The sequence below is a fragment of the Mycolicibacter acidiphilus genome (assembly GCF_018455725.1).
GTDB classification, from domain to species: domain Bacteria; phylum Actinomycetota; class Actinomycetes; order Mycobacteriales; family Mycobacteriaceae; genus Mycobacterium; species Mycobacterium acidiphilum.
Genome location: NZ_JAHCLR010000001.1, coordinates 266,987 through 285,467, shown reverse-complemented (window position 1 = coordinate 285,467; position 18,481 = coordinate 266,987). Strand labels below are relative to the sequence as shown.

General features: G+C 69.5%; 18 protein-coding genes. 6 read left to right on the top strand and 12 right to left on the bottom strand.

Going from position 1 to position 18,481, the window contains the following annotated elements; translation table 11 throughout:
- Window positions 1-56: 56 nt before the first annotated feature.
- The 3 genes from ripB to KIH27_RS01540 form a co-directional block, all read right to left on the bottom strand.
- Complete coding sequence (ripB, locus tag KIH27_RS01550; RefSeq protein WP_214091134.1) at window positions 57-746, bottom strand: NlpC/P60 family peptidoglycan endopeptidase RipB; 690 nt, start codon at window positions 744-746, stop codon at window positions 57-59.
- A 10-nt stretch (window positions 747-756) separates the two neighbouring features.
- Complete coding sequence (ripA, locus tag KIH27_RS01545; RefSeq protein WP_214091133.1) at window positions 757-2,208, bottom strand: NlpC/P60 family peptidoglycan endopeptidase RipA; 1,452 nt, start codon at window positions 2,206-2,208, stop codon at window positions 757-759.
- A gap of 271 nt (window positions 2,209-2,479) precedes the next feature.
- Window positions 2,480-2,986 (bottom strand): Rv1476 family membrane protein, encoded by a 507-nt coding sequence (locus KIH27_RS01540; RefSeq protein WP_307856760.1) that lies wholly within the window; start codon window positions 2,984-2,986, stop codon window positions 2,480-2,482.
- A 323-nt stretch (window positions 2,987-3,309) separates the two neighbouring features.
- Between KIH27_RS01540 and KIH27_RS01535 the strand changes: the two genes are divergently transcribed.
- The 3 genes from KIH27_RS01535 (at window position 3,310) to KIH27_RS01525 (ending at window position 7,206) form a co-directional block, all read left to right on the top strand.
- Window positions 3,310-3,630 carry a hypothetical protein gene (locus KIH27_RS01535; protein ID WP_214091132.1) on the top strand — a complete coding sequence of 107 codons (321 nt, stop codon included), beginning with the start codon at window positions 3,310-3,312 and terminating at the stop codon, window positions 3,628-3,630.
- Between the two features lie 193 nt (window positions 3,631-3,823).
- Window positions 3,824-6,622: an aconitate hydratase AcnA gene (acnA, locus tag KIH27_RS01530; RefSeq protein ID WP_214091131.1), complete on the top strand. Its 2,799-nt coding sequence runs from the start codon at window positions 3,824-3,826 to the stop codon at window positions 6,620-6,622.
- 20 nt (window positions 6,623-6,642) lie between these two features.
- Window positions 6,643-7,206: a TetR/AcrR family transcriptional regulator gene (locus KIH27_RS01525; protein ID WP_214091130.1), complete on the top strand. Its 564-nt coding sequence runs from the start codon at window positions 6,643-6,645 to the stop codon at window positions 7,204-7,206.
- Window positions 7,207-7,282: 76 nt separating this feature from the next.
- On the opposite strand, the gene KIH27_RS01520 is transcribed toward KIH27_RS01525, so the two are convergent.
- The 4 genes from KIH27_RS01520 to trxA form a co-directional block, all read right to left on the bottom strand.
- Window positions 7,283-7,477, bottom strand: coding sequence for a helix-turn-helix domain-containing protein (locus tag KIH27_RS01520; RefSeq protein WP_214091129.1), 195 nt, complete (start codon window positions 7,475-7,477; stop codon window positions 7,283-7,285).
- 100 nt (window positions 7,478-7,577) lie between these two features.
- Window positions 7,578-9,212: an ABC-F family ATP-binding cassette domain-containing protein gene (locus KIH27_RS01515; protein ID WP_214091128.1), complete on the bottom strand. Its 1,635-nt coding sequence runs from the start codon at window positions 9,210-9,212 to the stop codon at window positions 7,578-7,580.
- Between the two features lie 18 nt (window positions 9,213-9,230).
- Window positions 9,231-10,064, bottom strand: a complete 834-nt coding sequence (locus tag KIH27_RS01510; RefSeq protein ID WP_214091127.1) for an enoyl-CoA hydratase — start codon at window positions 10,062-10,064, stop codon at window positions 9,231-9,233.
- 27 nt (window positions 10,065-10,091) lie between these two features.
- Window positions 10,092-10,457, bottom strand: coding sequence for a thioredoxin (gene trxA, locus KIH27_RS01505; protein ID WP_214091126.1), 366 nt, complete (start codon window positions 10,455-10,457; stop codon window positions 10,092-10,094).
- Window positions 10,458-10,625: 168 nt separating this feature from the next.
- Here trxA and KIH27_RS01500 point away from each other — a divergent pair, with 168 nt between their 5' ends.
- Both KIH27_RS01500 and KIH27_RS01495 read left to right on the top strand, forming a co-directional pair.
- The gene (locus KIH27_RS01500) at window positions 10,626-11,270 is read left to right on the top strand and encodes a DUF5666 domain-containing protein (RefSeq protein ID WP_214091125.1); all 645 of its coding nucleotides are present in this window, start codon (window positions 10,626-10,628) and stop codon (window positions 11,268-11,270) included.
- A gap of 78 nt (window positions 11,271-11,348) precedes the next feature.
- Complete coding sequence (locus KIH27_RS01495; RefSeq protein ID WP_214091124.1) at window positions 11,349-12,767, top strand: SDR family NAD(P)-dependent oxidoreductase; 1,419 nt, start codon at window positions 11,349-11,351, stop codon at window positions 12,765-12,767.
- Between the two features lie 3 nt (window positions 12,768-12,770).
- Here the strand turns inward: KIH27_RS01495 and KIH27_RS01490 are convergent, their stop codons facing one another.
- The gene (locus KIH27_RS01490) at window positions 12,771-14,501 is read right to left on the bottom strand and encodes an amidohydrolase (protein WP_214091123.1); all 1,731 of its coding nucleotides are present in this window, start codon (window positions 14,499-14,501) and stop codon (window positions 12,771-12,773) included.
- Window positions 14,502-14,674: 173 nt separating this feature from the next.
- Between KIH27_RS01490 and KIH27_RS01485 the strand changes: the two genes are divergently transcribed.
- Window positions 14,675-16,297, top strand: a complete 1,623-nt coding sequence (locus KIH27_RS01485) for a long-chain fatty acid--CoA ligase (RefSeq protein ID WP_214091122.1) — start codon at window positions 14,675-14,677, stop codon at window positions 16,295-16,297.
- Window positions 16,298-16,300: 3 nt separating this feature from the next.
- Here the strand turns inward: KIH27_RS01485 and KIH27_RS01480 are convergent, their stop codons facing one another.
- The 4 genes from KIH27_RS01480 to sufU are packed head-to-tail and all read right to left on the bottom strand — an operon-like array spanning window position 16,301 to window position 18,481.
- Complete coding sequence (locus KIH27_RS01480) at window positions 16,301-16,696, bottom strand: tautomerase family protein (protein WP_214091121.1); 396 nt, start codon at window positions 16,694-16,696, stop codon at window positions 16,301-16,303.
- Window positions 16,697-16,740: 44 nt separating this feature from the next.
- The gene (locus KIH27_RS01475; protein ID WP_214091120.1) at window positions 16,741-17,568 is read right to left on the bottom strand and encodes an MBL fold metallo-hydrolase; all 828 of its coding nucleotides are present in this window, start codon (window positions 17,566-17,568) and stop codon (window positions 16,741-16,743) included.
- A 14-nt stretch (window positions 17,569-17,582) separates the two neighbouring features.
- Entirely contained in the window at window positions 17,583-17,933 is a 351-nt protein-coding gene (locus KIH27_RS01470) for a metal-sulfur cluster assembly factor (RefSeq protein ID WP_214091119.1), read from the bottom strand.
- Window positions 17,933-18,481, bottom strand: coding sequence for a Fe-S cluster assembly sulfur transfer protein SufU (gene sufU, locus KIH27_RS01465; protein WP_214091118.1), 549 nt, complete (start codon window positions 18,479-18,481; stop codon window positions 17,933-17,935). Before sufU ends, KIH27_RS01470 begins: the two co-directional genes overlap by 1 nt.

Below are 18,481 nucleotides of genomic sequence, written 5' to 3'. Positions count from 1 at the left end.
CGTGCCCGCGTTTCACTATTCCAGGCATCGGGATATCCGTCGACGCACGGCCCCGATCAGTACTCGATGATCCGGGTCAGGTACGGCGTCATGCCGGAGGTCCGCACCGGGCTGACGACGACCTTGCCGGCGCTGCCGGAGGCCTCCAGCATCTTCCCGCCGCCGAGGTACATGGTGACGTGCTGGCCACCGCCCGGGCCGTAGAACATCAGGTCGCCGCGGCGGGCCTGGCTCGGCGGGATGTGCCGGCCGGCGTTGTACTGATCGCCGGAGAACCGCGGGATCAGCACGCCGACCCCGGCGAACGCGTAGCGCATCAGGCCCGAGCAGTCGAAGCCGGTGATGCCGGCGCCGTCGCCGACACCCTTGCTGGGGCCGGTCAGCGAACCGCCGCCCCACGAGTAGGGCACGCCCAGCTGCGAGCCACCACGCCGGATGACGTACTCGATGGCCTGCTTGCCGTGCACCCGTTGCCCGGGTGAGACGTTGCCGGCGGAATCGCCGACGTTGAAGCCGAGGCCGGACAGGAACTTCTTGCCCAGGTCCATCGTGGTCTGGGTGGCGTTCGCGGTGGCCTGCAGCGACGCGTTGGCGACGGCCACCGGGTCGCCGGGTGCGCCGGCGCTGATGGTCGCGGGCAGTGTCGGATCCCAGGCCACCTCGGCGGTGGCCGGACCGGCCAGCCCGACCAGCAGGGTCAGCGCCGCCAGCAGCGGCGCGAGGAGTCGTACGGATTTGTGTCGCATCGCTGACCCGTCAGTATTCGATGTATCGGACTACATACGGCGTCATGCCGCTGGTGCGCACCTTGGACACCTTCACCTTCTGGCCCACGTCGGGGGCCTCCAGCATCAGGCCGTTGCCCAGGTACAGCGTCACGTGCTGGCTGCCGCCCGGACCGTAGAAGATCACGTCACCGCGGCGCATCAGCGCCGACGGGATCTGCCGGCCCGCCTTGTACTGCGAACCCGAGTAGTGCGGCAGCTTGATGCCGACGCCGGCGAACGAGTACAGGATCAGCCCGGAACAGTCGAATCCGGTTGTGCCCGAACCGGATCCGATGCCACGGCTGGGTCCGGCCGCGGTGCCGCCACCCCACGAGTACGGCACACCGCGGGCGGCCAGACCGCGCCGGATCACGTATTCGGAGGCCTGCCGCCCGTACACCCGCGGGATCTGTCCGTTGGTGTAGCCGCTGCCGCTCGGCGCCAGCCCGAGGGACTGCAGGAACTTCTGGCCCATGCTCGAGGTGACCTGAGCAGACGTCTGCGAGATGCCGAGCACCTGGTTGATGACGGCGATCGGGTCGCCACCGATGTTCGCGCTCGGCACCATCGGCAGCGTCGGGTCCCACTCGCCGTCCCACTGGGCGGCACGCTTCGGCGTCGCGTGCTTGCCCCGGCGGCCGCTGGCCCAGCGGTCCCCTGTTGTCGTCGGGGATGCCGCTTCCTGTTCCGCCTCGGCCGATGGTCCACCCGGCTGCGCCGCGGGCTGCATCCGCTCGCGCGCGGCCGCCAGCCGGGCCTCCGCTGCATCGCGCTGCGCGGCAAGGCGGTCGACCTCACCGCGCTGCTCGTCGAATTTGTGCTGGGTGTCGGTGAGCGCGCCCACCGCACTGTCCTGGCTGGCCTGCGCGGCGACGACGGCCCGGTCGGCGTTCTGCTTGGCCAGTCGGGCCGCCGACTCCTTGTTGACCTGTTCGGTGCGGGCCCGCTGCAGGTTGTCCAGTACCTGCTGGGAGCTGAGCGCCAGGGTCTGACCGGCGGCCGCGGTGGCGATCATGTCGGACGGGCTGGCAGCGGTCAGGTAGCTGTCCGAGGGGCCGTTGACGTAGGTGGCGGCGGCGAACGTGTTGAACCGCTTCTGCGCGGCGACGATCGCGGCGTCGGCGTCGGTGATCGCCTGCCGGCTGGCCGTCACCTCGCGCTGGGCGGTGTCGGCGTTCTCCCGCGCTTCTTGCAGGTCGACGAGCGCCTTGTTGATGCTCTCCTTCTCCGCCTGGATCTCTGCGCCCAGGTTCTGCAGCCGCTGGTTGGCCTCGGCGACGTCGGCGATGAGCGCGGCGATGCCGTTGGGGGTCTCCTCGGGAGCAGCCGACGCCAAACCCGGGGTGGCGAGTAGCAGCGTCGTGCTCAACACGGAGACTGCGGCGGGTCGGACAATCCGGGCGGTCGGCCCGAAGGCGGAGCCGCGATGGATGCGTCTCATTCGACTCAGGTCTCCTCGGGCTCGACTCGGACGGGGGCGGGTCGGCGGGCGCCACACATGAACCGGTCACAAAACACAAGTGCAACAGCCGCGCTTTTTGAACCATACGTCACATGAGTCACTAGAGACCCGTTGGTAACAAACGAGGTGCGCAGTATTGAGCGGGTTGTGACCGGACGGTGACATGGGAATTCGCCAACGGGCGAGTACGGGGGTTTCAACCACCCCGAAGGGGGGCGGATCTAGGCCGCTCAGGGTCGGTGCGGGCCCGTCAGTCGGTAGCGGCGACCGGTGCGGTCGCGCGTTTGCTACGACGCTGCAGCACGCGGGTGCAGACCGCCGCTGCGGTCACCCCGACCAGCAGCGCCACCGTCATCCCGGTCCAGGGCAGATCCGGCGTCGTCAACTGGTCTAGAAAGTTCTGCGCCGACACCACCGGGTAGCCGGTCTTGGCGTGGTCCTCGGCCGCCTCCAGCTTCGCGCGGTGGAACTGCCCCGAGTAGCTGCCGACGTACGTGGGGCTGACCACCAGCACGGTGGCTGCCGGGTAGTCGGCGCCGACGACGGTCGCGACGTCGCGCAGCGAGGTGTCCATCCCGGGGTTCTTGGCGACTTCCACGATCTTCAGGTCGATTCCCTCGCGGGCCGCCGCGGACACCACCTCGCGCATCGCGGGCACATCGTCGGCGGGGGCACTGACCGAACCGGCGGCGACCGCGAGCTTCACCAGCGTCATGCACTCGTCCGGCGGACCGGCCGGCTCGATGCCGACGGCGATGCAGAGCTCGTCCGGAATGTAGGCCGGCGGGTGCAGGGTGGTCACGGTTGACGACGGTATCAACCCCTCGCTGTTTTCAGGTGCGACCGTCGAGCGTGGGCGAATACACACATAGATTTACGTAACACAGTCGTGATACACATCGGAACAGGCCGAGGAAGCGCTCGCCGACCCCTACACGGTTGAGTTCAGCCCTGATCCGAAGATCATTTCGGGTAAATCCGACCGCTACCTGGGCATCTGTGCAGACGTCGGCGTGCTCGTCGTCATCGTGGTGCGGCAGGGCGCGACGCGTTACGGCGCCAACGCATGGGAGAGCCGCGATGGGTGAGAACAAGCCGGGACTCGACGAACTACTCGCGGAAGCGATCACGCTGGAGGATGGGACGCTGCCCGACGTCCGCCCGACACGAGTAAGCCGGCCGAACCTGCCGAAGTCCGAGGTCGTGCACGTTCGCCTCGCCGGCGAGCACTACCGCGAACTGAAGCGGGAGGCGGAACTGCGCGGAATCTCGGTCTCCGATGTGGTGCGTACCGCGACCTTCAAGTTCCTCCACCAGCGTGACGACGACCGCAGCGCGGACTACCTGGCCGAGGCGCTACGGCAGAGCGGGCTGCGCGTCGTGTCGAGTCGACATTCCTAACGTCACAGCACAGAAGGCACGCCACGGCGCATCGGCGCGCGCACCGAGCCGTGCTGCGCGAGCAGCATCCGACGTCCAACCCCCGCCGCAGTGAGGGGAACCTTACTTAATACAGGACAATCGTACTGTTAGAGTGGTCGGCGGCGCCGGCGCAGTCCCGCCGGGCGGACTACTCAAGATATCGGGAGTTGATGTGACCAGCACAGAGTCGGTGAATTCGTTCGGAGCCCGCGACACCCTCGCAGTCGGTGACGACGAGTATCAGATCTACCGGCTCGCCGCCGTTCCCGGCACCGAGAAGCTGCCCTACAGCCTGAAAGTGCTCGCCGAGAACCTGCTGCGCAACGAGGACGGCGCCAACATCACCAAGGCGCACATCGAGGCGATCGCGAACTGGGACCCGTCGGCCGAGCCGAACACCGAGATCCAGTACACCCCGGCGCGGGTCATCATGCAGGACTTCACCGGCGTGCCCTGCATCGTCGACCTGGCCACCATGCGTGAGGCCGTCGCGGCGCTGGGCGGTGACCCGGACCAGGTGAACCCGCTCGCCCCGGCCGACCTCGTCATCGACCACTCGGTCATCGCCGAGTTCGCCAACACCCCGCAGGCCTACGAGGCCAACGTGGCCCTGGAGTACCAGCGCAACACCGAGCGCTACCAGTTCCTGCGCTGGGGCCAGGGCGCCTTCAGCGACTTCAAGGTGGTCCCGCCGGGCACCGGCATCGTCCATCAGGTCAACATCGAGTACCTGGCACACGTCGTGATGAGCCGTAACGGCCTGGCCTACCCGGACACCTGCGTGGGCACCGACTCGCACACCACGATGGTCAACGGCCTGGGCGTGCTGGGCTGGGGCGTCGGCGGTATCGAGGCCGAGGCCGCGATGCTCGGCCAGCCGGTGTCGATGCTGATCCCGCGGGTGGTCGGCTTCAAGCTGACCGGTTCGATCCGTCCCGGCGTGACCGCCACCGACGTGGTGCTGACCGTTACCGAGATCCTGCGTAAGCACGGCGTGGTCGGCAAGTTCGTCGAGTTCTACGGCAAGGGCGTCGCCGAGGTGCCGCTGGCCAACCGCGCCACCCTGGGCAACATGAGCCCGGAGTTCGGCTCGACCGCCGCGATCTTCCCGATCGACGGCGAGACCATCAACTACCTGCGGATGACCGGGCGCAGCGAGAAGCAGCTGGCGCTGGTGGAGGCCTACGCCAAGGCGCAGGGTATGTGGCACGACGTCGACCACGAGCCGGCCTTCTCCGAGTACGTCGAACTGGACCTGGGCGACGTCGTGCCGTCGATCGCCGGCCCGAAGCGTCCGCAGGACCGCATCGAGCTGTCCGATGCCAAGAACGCGTTCCGCAAGGACATCCACACCTACACCGAAGACGCCGACGCCCCGGCCGCCGGTGGCAACGTCGCCGAGGCCGCCGGCGCCAAGCTGGACTTCGCCGACGACGGTTCGATCGAGTCGGCGGCCCGCGGCGCCGAGGGCCGGCCGTCGAAGCCGACCCTGGTGCACACCGACAGCCAGGACTTCATCCTCGACCACGGCGCGGTGACCATCGCCGCCGTCACCTCCTGCACCAACACCTCCAACCCGGAGGTGATGCTCGGGGCGGCGCTGCTGGCCAAGAAGGCCGTCGAGCGCGGCCTGCACGCCAAGCCGTGGGTGAAGACCACGATGGCGCCGGGCTCGCAGGTCGTCACCGACTACTACGAGAAGGCCGGCCTGTGGCCGTACCTGGAGAAGCTGGGCTTCTACCTGGTCGGCTACGGCTGCACCACCTGCATCGGCAACTCCGGCCCGCTGAGCCCGGAGATCTCCGCGGTGATCAACGAGGCCGACCTGACCGCCACCGCGGTGCTGTCGGGTAACCGCAACTTCGAGGGCCGGATCAACCCGGACGTGAAGATGAACTACCTGGCCTCCCCGCCGCTGGTGGTGGCCTACGCGATCGCCGGCACGATGGACTTCGACTTCGAGCACGAGGCGCTGGGCGTGGATAGCGAAGGCGCGGAGGTCTTTTTGGCCGACATCTGGCCGACCCAGCAGGAGATCGCCGACACCATCGGCGCCTCGATCAGCCAGGAGATGTTCACCAAGAGCTACGCCGACGTCTTCACCGGCGACGAGCGGTGGCGCGCGATCGAGACCCCGGCCGGCAACGTGTTCGACTGGAACCCGGAGTCGACCTACGTGCGGAAGCCCCCGTACTTCGACGGCATGCCCGCCGAGCCGGCCCCGGTCACCGACATCGCCGGCGCCCGGGTGCTGGCGCTGCTGGGTGACTCGGTGACCACCGACCACATCAGCCCGGCGGGTGCGATCAAGACCGGCACCCCCGCGGCGCAGTACCTCGACGCGCACGGCGTGAAGGTCAAGGACTACAACTCGTTCGGGTCGCGGCGCGGCAACCACGAGGTGATGATCCGCGGCACGTTCGCCAACATCCGGCTGCGCAACCAGCTGCTGGACGCGATCGTCGACGGCGGGGTGTCCGGCGGCTACACCCGCGACTTCACGCAGGACGGCGGCCCGCAGGCGTTCATCTACGACGCCTCGGAGAACTACGTCAAGCAGGACATCCCGCTGGTGGTGCTGGGCGGCAAGGAGTACGGCTCGGGTTCGTCGCGCGACTGGGCGGCCAAGGGCACCGCGCTGCTGGGCGTCAAGGCCGTCATCGCCGAGTCGTTCGAGCGCATCCACCGGTCCAACCTGATCGGCATGGGCGTCATCCCGCTGCAGTTCCCCGCCGGGCAGTCGGCGGCGTCGCTGAAGCTGGACGGCACCGAGGTGTACGACCTGACCGGGATCACCGCCCTCAACGACGGTGTGACCCCGTCGACCGTGCACGTCACCGCGACCAAGGCCGATGGATCGACGGTGGAGTTCGACGCCGTCGTCCGGATCGACACCCCCGGTGAGGCCGACTACTACCGCAACGGCGGCATCCTGCAGTACGTGCTGCGGAACATGCTGAAGGCCAAGTAGTCGCGGAATCCGGCTGCCTGATGCCCAGGGTCAGCGAGGATCACCTGGCGGCCCGGCGCCGCCAGATTCTCGACGGCGCACGGCGCTGCTTCGCCGCCTACGGCTACGAAGCTGCGACCGTGCGCCGGCTCGAGGAGACCATCGGCCTGTCCCGCGGAGCGATCTTCCACCACTTCCGGGACAAGGACACGCTCTTCTTCGCGCTCGCCGAAGAGGACGCCCAGCAGATGGCGGAGCTGACCGCGCGCGAAGGTCTGATCGGCGTGATGCGCCAACTGCTGGCCGACCCCGACCAGTACGACTGGTTGGCGACCCGGTTGGAGATCGCCCGCAAGCTGCGCCACGACCCGGAGTTCCACCGGGGCTGGGCGGAGCGGTCAGCCGAGTTGGCGACGGCGGCGACCGCGCGGCTGCGCCAGCAGAAGCAGGCCGGCCGGCTGCGCGATGATTTTCCCGCCGAGGTGCTGCACTGCTACCTGGATCTGGTGCTCGACGGCTTGGTGGCCCGGCTGGCCTCCGGCGAGGATCCGCAGCGGCTCACCGCCGTGCTGGACCTGGTGGAGGACTCGGTCCGCCACCGCTGACCCGTCCCCCGCGACCGTGCAGAAACGTCCGGTGAAAGTCCAGGTCGAAGTGGACGTTTCTGCACGGTCGCCGAATTCAGCGGGGATGGCTGCGATGGTTGGGCCCACCCCGGCCGCGCATCGCGACCCCGGACTCCCGCAGCATCGAATGCACCGATCCGTAGGACCGTCCGGTGGTCGCCGCCAGTGTGCGGATGCTGGCGCCGCGCTCGTAGGCGCTGCGCAGTTCGGTCAGCACCCGTTCCCGCGGCGGATTCTCCGGTTTCGTCATCGACATCTCCCCCTGATGTGCGCTAGTGAATGACGAATTCAGCCTAGGAATGCCGACGCGACCCGGGGGGCGGATTCAGCGGATTCGGTTCCCCGAATCACTACGCCAGTTCGATGAGGTCGCGGTACTCCGCCGACCAGTGGTCCTCGGTGCCGTCGGGCAGCAGCACCACCCGCTGCGGGTCCAGCGCCTCGGCGGCTCCCGGGTCGTGGGTCACCAGCACCACCGCACCGGCGTAGCTGCGCAGCGCGTCAAGCACCTGCTCACGCGAGGCCGGGTCCAGGTTGTTCGTCGGCTCGTCGAGCAGCAGCACGTTGGCGGTGGACGCCACCAACCCGGCCAGCGCCAGCCGGGTCTTCTCACCGCCGGAGAGCGTGCCGGCCGGCTGCTCCAACTGGGCGCCGGTGAACATGAAGGCGCCGAGCAGCCCGCGCAGATCCTGTTCCGAGGTGTCCGGGGCGGCGTGCCGGATGTTCTCCCACACGCTGGTGGAGTTGTCGATGGTGTCGTGCTCCTGGGCGAAGTAGCCGATCTTGCAGCCGTGCCCCGGTTCGAGCTGACCGGCGTCGGGTGTCTCCACGCCGGCGAGCAGCCGCAGCAGCGTCGTCTTGCCGGCGCCGTTGAGGCCCAGCACCACCACTCGCGAGCCGCGGTCGATGGCCAGGTCGACGCCGGTGAAGATCTCCAGCGAGCCGTACACCTTGGTCAGGCCGGACGCCATCAGCGGCGTTTTGCCGCAGGCCGACGGGGTCGGGAATTTGATCCGGGCGACCTTGTCGGCGACCCGCTCGTCGTCGAGTTCGGCCATCATCTTCTCGGCGCGGCGCAGCATGTTCTGGGCCGCAACGGCTTTGGTGGCCTTGGCGCCCATCTTCGCGGCCTGGGTGCGCAGTGCGGTGGCCTTGCGTTCGGCGTTGGCCCGCTCGCGGCGGCGACGCTGCTCGTCGGTGGCCCGGGCGTCGAGGTATTTCTTCCAGCCCATGTTGTAGACGTCGGCCTCGCCGCGCACCGCGTCCAGGAACCACACCCGGTTGACGACGTCCTCCAGCAGCTGCACGTCGTGGCTGATCAGCACCAGTCCCCCGGTGTGGTTCTTCAGGAAGTCGCGCAGCCAGCCGATCGAGTCGGCGTCGAGGTGGTTGGTCGGCTCGTCGAGCAGCAGCGTGGTGTTGGCGGACCCGCCCGCCCCGCCCTCACCGGCCGCGAACAGGATGCGGGCCAGTTCCACCCGGCGACGCTGGCCGCCGGAGAGCGTCCGCAGCGGCTGGGTCAGCACCCGCTCGGGCAGCCCCAGACTGGTGCAGATCCGGCTGGCCTCGCTCTCGGCGGCGTACCCGCCGAGGGCGGCGAACCGTTCCTCGAGCTGCCCGTAGCGCCGGATCGCCCGGTCGCGTTCGGTGTCGTCGACGACCTCGGCCATCAGCACCTGCTGTTTCTCCAGGTCGGCGAGCAGGGCGTCGAGCCCGCGGGCCGAGAGCACCCGGTCCCGGGCCAGCACGTCGAGGTTGCCCTCCCGGGGGTCCTGCGGCAGGTAGCCGACCTCACCGCTGCGGGTGATGCTGCCGGCGTACGGCTCACCCTCCCCGGCCAGGATGCGCATGGTGGTGGTCTTGCCGGCGCCGTTGCGCCCGACCAGCCCGATCCGGTCGCCGGGCTGGATGCGCAGCGCCGGTCCCTCGGCGGCGAGCAGGGTGCGCGCTCCGGCGCGGACCTCCAGGTCCGTTGCGGTTATCACGCGCGCATACTCCTGTTGCTATTTGTCGTCGGTGAAGACCGGTGGGCGCTTCTCTTTGCGCGCTGCGACGGCCTCTTCGAAGTTGCTGGTCAGCAGGCGCACATAGAGCTGTCCGAGCCCTTCGGCCTGCATATGTCCCTCCAGACTACCGGCATCCAGACCGCTCCACAGCGTGCGCTTGGTCAACTCGACACCCGGGCGGGAGAACCCGGCGATCCGTTCGGCCATGTCGAAGCAGGTGTCGAGCAGCGCCTCCGGTTCGACGACCTGAGACACCAGGCCGATCCGCTCGGCCTCGGCCGCGTCGACATCGCGGCCGGTGAGCATGATCTCGAACGCCCGGGAGGCGCCGATCGCCCGCGGCAGCAGGTAGCTCAGGCCCAGTTCGCTGGCGGTCAGCCCATTGTTGATGCCGGCCGCCCGGAAGTAGGCGCCGTCCGCGGCGACCCGGATGTCGGCGGCCAGCGCCAGACAGAGCCCGCCGCCGATCGCCGCGCCGTTGACCGCCGCGATCACCGGCTGATGCAGCCGGCGCAACCCGAGGATCACGTCGTCGAGCAGTTCCATCGACCGCAGCCCGAAGCTCGGCCGGGTCAGACCGGCCACATGTGGGACGGCACCCGCGGATTTGTGATCGGCGCCGGACGAGAATCCACGTCCGGCGCCGGTCAGCACCACCGCCCGCACGTCGTTGTCGTAGCCGATCCGGGACAGCACCTCGCGCAGCGGCACCATGACGTCGAACGCCATCGAGTTCATCCGCTCGGGGCGGTTCAGCGTGACCAGCGCGACATGCGGGCGGGGACGTTCGACGGTGATGAACTCGGAGACGAACTCGGTGGGGTCGGCCATTCCAGGCACGCTATCGCGTGCCGCCGGTCAGTCCTGGGCGGGCTGACCCTGCGCGGCGATCGCCGCCTCCAGGTCGAGGTCCTTGACCTGCTGGACCAGATCCTCCAGTGCGGCGGCCGGCAGCGCCCCGGCCTGCCGGAACACCAGCGTGCCCTTCTTGAACGCCATCAGGGTGGGGATCGACTGGATCTCGGCGGCCGCCGCCAGCTGCTGCTCGGCCTCGGTGTCCACCTTGGCGAAGACGACGTCCGGGTGCTTCTCCGACACGGCGGCGAACGTCGGGGCGAAGGCGCGGCACGGGCCGCACCAGGAGGCCCAGAAGTCGACCAGCACGATGTCGTTGCCGGAAACGGTCTCGTTGAACTCCGCTGAGGTCAGGTCTTGGGTAGCCATGCCCGACCCAACGTCCGGCATCACCGAAGTTGTTCCCGGCTGGTGGCCGAAGAATGCAAAGCTGACTCACATCTGCGGGCGAACCGGCTGCTAGGTCCGCGGATAATGGTGACAATCAAGTGACCTCGGTAACGGCACCCGGACGAATCCATGATCGGAGAACCCTCGATGTCTGAGCACCCACGCACCCCCCGGTTCGCCGGCCTCGCCCTGACCGGCGCGGCCGCCCTGTCGCTGGCGGCGCTCGCCGCACCGGCACCGGCGCACGCCGACGACGGTTCGGTGATCGGCCAGGTCACGTCGGTCGCCGGCAACAGCTTCGACGTCGCCCAGCCGGGCGGGTCGGCCACGGTGACGTTCACCGACGCCACCACCGCCAGCCAGGCCATCCCGGCGCAGCAGGCCGAGATCACCCCGGGCAGCTGCCTCAAAGCCGGCCCGACCCCGGACAGCGCCCCCGCCGACAGCGGCGCGATCACCGCCCGCTGGGTGATGATCAGCACCCCGGTCAACGGGCAGTGCCCGCAGCGCCCGGGCGCACCGACACCGGTGCACCACGGGGTCCGCGGGGTCGTCACCGCCGTCGACGGCGACGTCATCACCGTGACCCGGCCGGACAACTCGACGGCCACCGTGACCGTCAACGAGGGCACCAACTTCCGCCGCCGGGTGGCGTCCAGCCCGCACGCGGTGACGCAGGGCCAGTGCGTCGTGGCCCGCGGCACCGAGGGTGGCGACGGCGCACTGCAGGCGGCCCGGGTCATCTTCTGGGCGCCGCCGCCCAGCGGCCACTGCCCGCAGCCGGCCGGATAGCGCCCGGCCGCCGGCTGAGCGGCTGCCACAGCCCACGTGGTGGAGCACCCCGGCCGGCAGCCCGTACCCTTACCAGGCGTGACTGGCATCGACCCGGACAAGCTCGCCACCTGCCTGCAGGTGCTCGCCGAGGTCGGTTCGCTGCCGCCGGACCACCCTGACTCCGTGACGGTGCGGCACGCGACCTCGCACGTCTTCAAGACGCTGAAGCAGCAGCGCCGCGCCGCCCGCCGCGACGCGGTGGCCGCCGCGGACAAGGCCGTCGTCGCCGCCACCGCGACCGGCGCACCCGGGCGCATCGATGACGAGACGCAGGGCATCCCGCTGGTGTCCACCGCCGTCGGGGCGTCGGCCGGCACCCTGCTGCGGTCCCGGCCCTGCTACATCTGCAAAACCCACTACACCGTGGTGGACGCGTTCTACCACCAGCTCTGCCCGGACTGCGCCGCGATGAGCCGGGCCAAGCGCGATGCCCGCACCGATCTGTCCGGCCGGCGTGCCCTGCTCACCGGCGGACGGGCGAAGATCGGCATGTACATCGCGCTGCGACTGCTGCGCGACGGCGCCCACACCACGATCACCACCCGGTTCCCCAACGACGCGGTGCGCCGGTTCGCCGCGATGCCCGACTCAGCCGACTGGCTGCACCGGCTGCGGGTGATCGGCATCGACCTGCGCGACCCGGCCCAGGTGGTGGCGCTCGCCGACACGGTGGCCGACGCCGGCCCGCTGGACATCCTGATCAACAACGCCGCGCAGACGGTGCGCCGGGCCCCCGGCTCCTACGCCGCGCTGGTGGAAGCCGAACGCACCCCGGCGCCCGAACTGGTCGACGTCGTCACCTTCGATCACGTCAGCGACGCGCACCCGCTGGCGTTGGCCGGCAGCCTCGCCGAACACCCGCAGCCGCACCGGCTGGCCGAGTTGGCGCTGACCGCCCGCAGCGCCTCCCCGGAGCGGATCGCCGCCGGCACCGCGATCGACGCCGGTGGGCTGCTGCCCGACACGGCCGCGGTCAACAGCTGGACGCAGCGGGTGCACGAAGTCGACGCACTGGAACTGCTCGAGGTGCAGCTGTGCAACCAGACCGCGCCGTTCATCCTGATCAGCCGGCTGCGCCCGGCGATGGCTTCCGCCGCGGCCCGGCGCAAATACGTCGTGAACGTCTCAGCGATGGAGGGCCAGTTCAGCCGGAAGTACAAGGGCCCGGGGCATCCGCACACCAACATGGCCAAGGCCGCGCTGAACATGCTCACCCGAACCAGTGCCGGAGAGATGCTCGAACAGGACGGCATTCTGATGACCGCGGTGGACACCGGCTGGATCACCGACGAACGGCCGCACCCCACCAAGCTGCGGCTGGCCGAGGAGGGCTTCCACGCCCCGCTGGACCTGGTCGACGGCGCCGCCCGGGTATACGACCCGATCGTGCGCGGCGAGGCCGGCGAGGACCTGCACGGCTGCTTCCTGAAGGACTACGCGCCGAGCCCCTGGTAGCCGTCAGGCCAGCTTCTTGCCGTAGGTCTGCCGCCCCATCAGGTACGTCGCCTCCACCCCGATCTCGCGCAGCTCCTGCGGCGGGACCCGGCGCGGATTGCCGGACAGCACAACCAGATCCGCGTACTTGCCGGGTTCCAGGCTGCCGGTCTCGGTGTCGACGTGCAGCTGCCAGGCCGCGTTGAGGGTCTGCGCGCGGATCGCGTCGTCGACGCCGATCCGCTGCTCCGGCGCCAGCACCCGGCCGCTGCCCTTGGCGGTCCGGTTCACCGCGGTGGCGATGTTGCCGATCGGGTCCGGCGGGGTGACGGTGCCGTCGTTGTGGAACGACGCCTTCAGCCCGGCGTCGAACGCGGACCGCGCCGACATCCAGTGCGCTCCGTGATCCGGCCCGAACAGCTTGTCCACCAGCACATCTCCCCAGTAGTAGATGTGCTCGATGAACAGGCTCGGGGTGACGCCCATCGCCGCGGCCCGCTGGAACTGGTCAGGCCGCATCGCCCCGACGTGCTCCAGGCGGGGGCGCAGCACCGGTTGGGCGTTGGACTTCTCGAAGGCGTCCAGTACGACGTCGATCGCCGCGTCGCCGTGCACGTGACACGACACCTGCCAGCCCTGCTTCATGAAACCGCTTGCCAGTTCCTGAATCTGCTCGGGCGAGTAGTTCATCGCGCCGCGGTGCCCGGGTCCCAGGTCCATCGTGGCGGTCGTCGGGTTGGTCAGGTACGGGAACGTGGTGAAGATGTTGCCCTGCCACGGTGAGCCGTCGGCCCACAGTTTCATCCCGATCTTGCTGAACAGCACGTCGGCGCCGGCCCGCCGGCCGCGGGCGTTGTTGGGGTCGTCCGCCAGCTCCGGGGTGCCGATCTCGTAGGCCCGGACTCGCACCGCGCAATCCGGGTCCTGCGCCAGCTTCCAGAACACATCACGCTGGCTGTCGGCCTCGTAGGAGTGCTCGCTGGCGGTGGCGATGCCAGCGCGGGCCAGCTGCGAGTATGCCCAGCGCAGGTTGTCCCCGGCGTTGGCCATGATCGCCCCGGAGAACGGCGCGGTCAGCGCCATCAGCGCTGCCGCCTCCCGCACCTCGCCGGTGAGCTTGCCGTCCGGTCCGTGCAGATACTGCGCACCGGTCGGATTCGGTGTGCTGTCGGTGATCCCGGCCGCGGCGAACGCGGCGCTGTTGCCGTAGGCGGCGTGGCCGCTGTTGGAGATGATGACGACCGGGTTGTTGGGGGCCAGCCGGTCCAATTCGGTTCGGGTGAACGGCTGCAGGCCGGTCTGCAGCAGCGGGTCGACGCCGTTGAGCAGGATCGGCTGTCCCTTGGCGGTGTCGGCGATCGCTTCGGAGAGCTTGCCGAACACCCCGTCGGCGGTGCGAACGGTGAACGGTCGCACATCGATCGCCGGCGGCGCCAGCGTCGTGCCCATCTCGAACGGGTGCCCGTGCGGTTCGATGAACGCCGGCAGCAGGGCACGCCCGCGCAGGTCGACGATCTTGGTCCGCGACCCGCGCTGGTTCAGCACGCTCTCCTTGGAGCCGACGGCGCTGATCCGCCCGCCGGTGACCGCCAGCGCCTGCACCTCCGGCGCCCACGGCGTCACCGTGACCACCGGCCCGCCGAGGAAGATCAGGTCGGCGCCGCCGTTGTCGTGCCGCGGCCAGCAGCCGCTGACGGCGGTGCCCGCGGCCGCGACCGCGAGTCCGGTCAGGAACCGTCGCCTGCTGGCTGACACCGCCACTCCTCGCGATCTGGCAGGCCACTGCGATACGCCCGCGGTGCTCAACCGTACGCGGTCGGGCTGGCGCCGATGCGACCCGTCACCCCGCCCGACTGCGCCATGCGGCACACGACGTATCGGGCCGGCCACTAGATTCTTCGGCAAGCCCCGGATTCGGAGGAGACCAGATGCTCAGCACCATGCAGGACGCCCCCCTGTCGATCGCGGACCTGCTGCGGTACGGCAGCACCGTGCACGCCGGCGCCGAGGTCATCACCTGGGAGTCGGACGGCCCGCGTCGGCAGAGCTACGCGCAGACTGGACGTCGCTGCGCGCAGTTGGCACACGCGCTGCGCAAACTCGGTGTCACCGGTGACGAGCGGGTGGCGACGTTCATGTGGAACAACGCCGAGCACCTGGAGGCCTACCTGGCGATCCCGGCGATGGGCGCGGTGCTGCACACACTGAACATCCGGCTCTTCCCCGAACAGCTGGTGCACATCGTCAACCACGCCGAAGACCGGGTGATCCTCGCCGACGCCAGCCTGCTGCCGCTGCTCACCCCGCACCTGGGACAGTTCGGCACCGTCGCACACCTGGTGATCACCGGCGGCCCGGTGCCGGAACTGACTGTGCCCGAGTCGATCACCGTGCACAACTGGGATCAGCTGATCGCCGACGAGCCGACCGAGTTCGACTGGCCTGCGACTGATGAGCGCCAGGCGGCCGCGCTGTGCTACACCTCCGGCACGACCGGCGACCCGAAAGGCGTCGCGTACTCCCACCGTTCGATCTGGCTGCACTCGATGAGCGTGTGCATGACCGACGGGATGGGGCTCCGTCAGGGCGACATCGCGCTGAACATCGTCCCGCAGTTCCACGCCATGTCATGGGGAATGCCCTACGCGGCGTTCATGATCGGCGCGTCACTGCTGATGCCCGGGCCGTTCCTGCAGCCGGCGCCGCTGGCGGAGATGATCGCAGCGGTCCGGCCGAACTTCGCCGCGGCGGTGCCGACGATCTGGCAGGGGCTGCTGCGCTACCTGGAGGACCACGACGTCGACATCTCGTCGATGAAGAAGGCCGTCGTCGGCGGGTCGGCCGCCCCGCCGTCGCTGCTGCACGACTACCAGGACCGCTACGGCATCACGGTGCTGCACGCTTGGGGCATGACCGAGACGTCGCCCCTCGGCTCGGTCGCCAACCCCCCGGCCGGAACCACCGGCGACCTCGCCTGGAGCTACCGGCACACCCAGGGCCGGTTCCCGGCCAGCGTGCGCGCCCGAGTCGTCGCCGACGACGGCACGGTGCTGCCCAACGACGGCGAGAGCGTCGGCGAACTGGAGGTGCAGGGCCCCTGGATCGCGGGCAGCTACTACCTGGTCGACGCCCCCGACAAGTTCGACGACGGCTGGCTGCGCACCGGCGACGTCGGGTCCATCACCCCCGACGGCTATCTGACGCTGACCGACCGAACCAAGGACATCATCAAGTCCGGCGGCGAGTGGATCTCCTCGGTGGACCTGGAGAACCTGATCATGGGGCACCCCGACGTGCTGGAGGCCGCGGTGATCGGCATCCCCGACCCCAAGTGGGATGAGCGGCCGCTGGCGGTGGTGGTGCTGCGTGCCGGCGCCGCCACCACGTTCGCGGAGCTCAAGGGCTACCTCGCGGAGAAGGTCGCCAAGTGGCAGTTACCGGAGAACTGGGCCGCCGCGACCGAGATCCCCAAGACCAGCGTCGGCAAATTCGACAAGAAGCGGTTGCGGGCGGCGTTCGCCGCCGGCGAGCTGAGCCTCGAACGGGTCTGAGGCTCAGTACTTTCCGGCGAAGCGGGGGTCGACGTCGCACATCGCCTGCCCGCCGCGCACACCCCAGTTGTCGGGTCCGCCCTCGCGCAGCAGGATCGTGACGTGATCGGCGGGGATGCCGCATACCGCCAGGCGCTCCACGACCTCCCGGTAGAAGTGCCGCTTGGTCTCGATGGGCCGGCCGGTGACCGCGTCGACGGTCACGATCGTGGCCAGTTCGGGCCGCGCAAGGCTCTCCGGGCAGGCGAAGCGGTGCGGCTCATGGACGAGCAACCGGACCCGCTTGTCGGCGGCCGGGACGCCGAACGCGGCCACCAGCGCATCGTGCACCGCGTCGATGATCGCGACCTCTTCGGCCTGGGGGTAGCTGCGACGGATCTCCACAACGGTGCTCGGCATGGGGTGGATCGTCCCACATCGATCGCGGTCGAGACTGCGCCGGTCTAGGTCAGGTCGTCGTGGTCGCCGCGCACCCAGGCGATGTGCCGATCTGCGGAGAAGCGGACGACTGCGGCGGCGTCGCTGTCGATCTCATTGGTGAACAGCCCGTAGATCCGGTCGAACCGCAGCGCCGCCAGGGTGTCGGCCATCCGTTGCACGACGGCGGCCGACAGCGGAATCCGGTTGGGGTAGCTGCGCAGGAACGCGACCGTGCGCCGGTCCGGGTTGGGGAAGATCGTGTCGCCGACCAGCAGCACACCGCGCCCGTCGGCGCCGCCGGACCAGCAGGCCACCGCGCTGCCCGGGAAGTGCCCGCCGACCTGTGTCACCGACACTTCGGGCGTGAGATCCAGTGTCCCCGACCAGTATTCGATCACCGGGTCGGGACGTGCCAGCCACGCCGCGTCCGCGGCGTTGACGTACACCGGCACCGGGCGGCCTTCGGAGCCCAACGCGTGGCTCCACGCCGCCTGCGCACCGAACATGTGCGGGTGACTGGTGACGATCGCTGTCACCGGTCCGCGGTCGCGCACCGCGGTCACCGCGGCGTCGTCCAGGAAACCCGGCGGATCCCACAGCACGTTCCCACCCGCACCGCAGATCAGCTTGCCGAATTGGCCGATGCCGACCGCCGGGGCTGCGCCGACACCGAGCAGTCCGGGTTCGAGTTCGACGACGGTGCTGCGCACCCCGGACGCGGTCAGTTCCGGAAGCGTCGCCCAGTGCTGACCGTCGGCGGGCACCCACTGCCGGTCGTCGGCGCAGATCGCGCAGACGACCGGCAGCGGTTCGGCGTGCTCGACGCCGCATGTCCGGCAGACCGCGAACATGCTGTCCGGTCGGCTCAGACGGTGAAGCCGACGGCGCGCATCATCTCGCGGCCCTCATCGGTGATCTTGTCCGGGCCCCAGGCCGGCTCCCACACCCAGGTCAGGTCCAGCGTCTTGACCAGGCCGGTGCCGACGGTGGCGTTCTCGACCTGCTCGAAGATCATGTCCTGCAGCGGGCAGGCCGGCGAGGTCAACGTCATGTTGATGACGGCGGCCGGGCCCTCGTCGTCCTGGCGCAGCGACAGGTCGTAGACCAGCCCCAGGTCCATCACGTTGATGCCGATCTCGGGGTCGATGACGTCATGCATCGACTCCTCCACCTCGGCGAGCAGCTCCTGCAGTTCGGGGGCGGTTTCTGCGGCCATCAATCCATCTCCATCGTTGCTTCGGCACCGGGTCCATCCGGTACCTGGGTTGTCACGCTGGCCGTTGCCAGCGCGTGCTCCTGCGTTCCGGCGCCGCCCGCGGATCTCGCCGCAAGTGCTTGCGCCAGCGCGTCTTTGAACGCCATCCAGCCCAGCAGCGCGCATTTCACCCGCGCCGGGTACTTCGACACCCCGGCGAACGCGATCCCGTCGCCGAGCAGTTCCTCGTCGCCCTCGACGGTGCCGCGCGAGGACAGCATCTCGTGGAAGGCGTCGAAGATGTGCAGCGCCTCGGTCACCGACAGCCCGATCAGCTGCCCGGTCAGCACCGAGGTGGCGGCCTGCGAGATCGAGCAGCCCTGCCCGTCGTAGGAGATGTCGTCGACGGTCTGGCCGTCGTCGGAGAGCGCCACCCGCAGCGTCAACTCGTCGCCGCAGGTCGGGTTGACGTGGTGCACTTCGGCGCCGAACGGCTCCCGCAGCCCGCGGTGCTGCGGGTGCTTGTAGTGATCGAGGATCACTTCCTGGTAGAACTGCTCGAGTCGCAT

Excerpts from the sequence above, each read along its gene's own strand:
- KIH27_RS01525 (WP_214091130.1), top strand. The coding sequence starts at position 6,643 with ATGCCCAGGGTCAGCGAGGATCACCTGGCGGCCCGGCGCCGCCAGATT.
- KIH27_RS01475 (WP_214091120.1), bottom strand. The coding sequence starts at position 17,568 with ATGTTCGCGGTCTGCCGGACATGCGGCGTCGAGCACGCCGAACCGCTG.
- KIH27_RS01535 (WP_214091132.1), top strand. The coding sequence starts at position 3,310 with ATGGGTGAGAACAAGCCGGGACTCGACGAACTACTCGCGGAAGCGATC.
- KIH27_RS01510 (WP_214091127.1), bottom strand. The coding sequence starts at position 10,064 with ATGGCCGACCCCACCGAGTTCGTCTCCGAGTTCATCACCGTCGAACGT.
- KIH27_RS01485 (WP_214091122.1), top strand. The coding sequence starts at position 14,675 with ATGCTCAGCACCATGCAGGACGCCCCCCTGTCGATCGCGGACCTGCTG.
- sufU (WP_214091118.1), bottom strand. The coding sequence starts at position 18,481 with ATGCGACTCGAGCAGTTCTACCAGGAAGTGATCCTCGATCACTACAAG.
- ripA (WP_214091133.1), bottom strand. The coding sequence starts at position 2,208 with ATGAGACGCATCCATCGCGGCTCCGCCTTCGGGCCGACCGCCCGGATT.
- ripB (WP_214091134.1), bottom strand. The coding sequence starts at position 746 with ATGCGACACAAATCCGTACGACTCCTCGCGCCGCTGCTGGCGGCGCTG.
- KIH27_RS01520 (WP_214091129.1), bottom strand. The coding sequence starts at position 7,477 with ATGACGAAACCGGAGAATCCGCCGCGGGAACGGGTGCTGACCGAACTG.
- KIH27_RS01500 (WP_214091125.1), top strand. The coding sequence starts at position 10,626 with ATGTCTGAGCACCCACGCACCCCCCGGTTCGCCGGCCTCGCCCTGACC.
- KIH27_RS01470 (WP_214091119.1), bottom strand. The coding sequence starts at position 17,933 with ATGGCCGCAGAAACCGCCCCCGAACTGCAGGAGCTGCTCGCCGAGGTG.
- trxA (WP_214091126.1), bottom strand. The coding sequence starts at position 10,457 with ATGGCTACCCAAGACCTGACCTCAGCGGAGTTCAACGAGACCGTTTCC.
- KIH27_RS01480 (WP_214091121.1), bottom strand. The coding sequence starts at position 16,696 with ATGCCGAGCACCGTTGTGGAGATCCGTCGCAGCTACCCCCAGGCCGAA.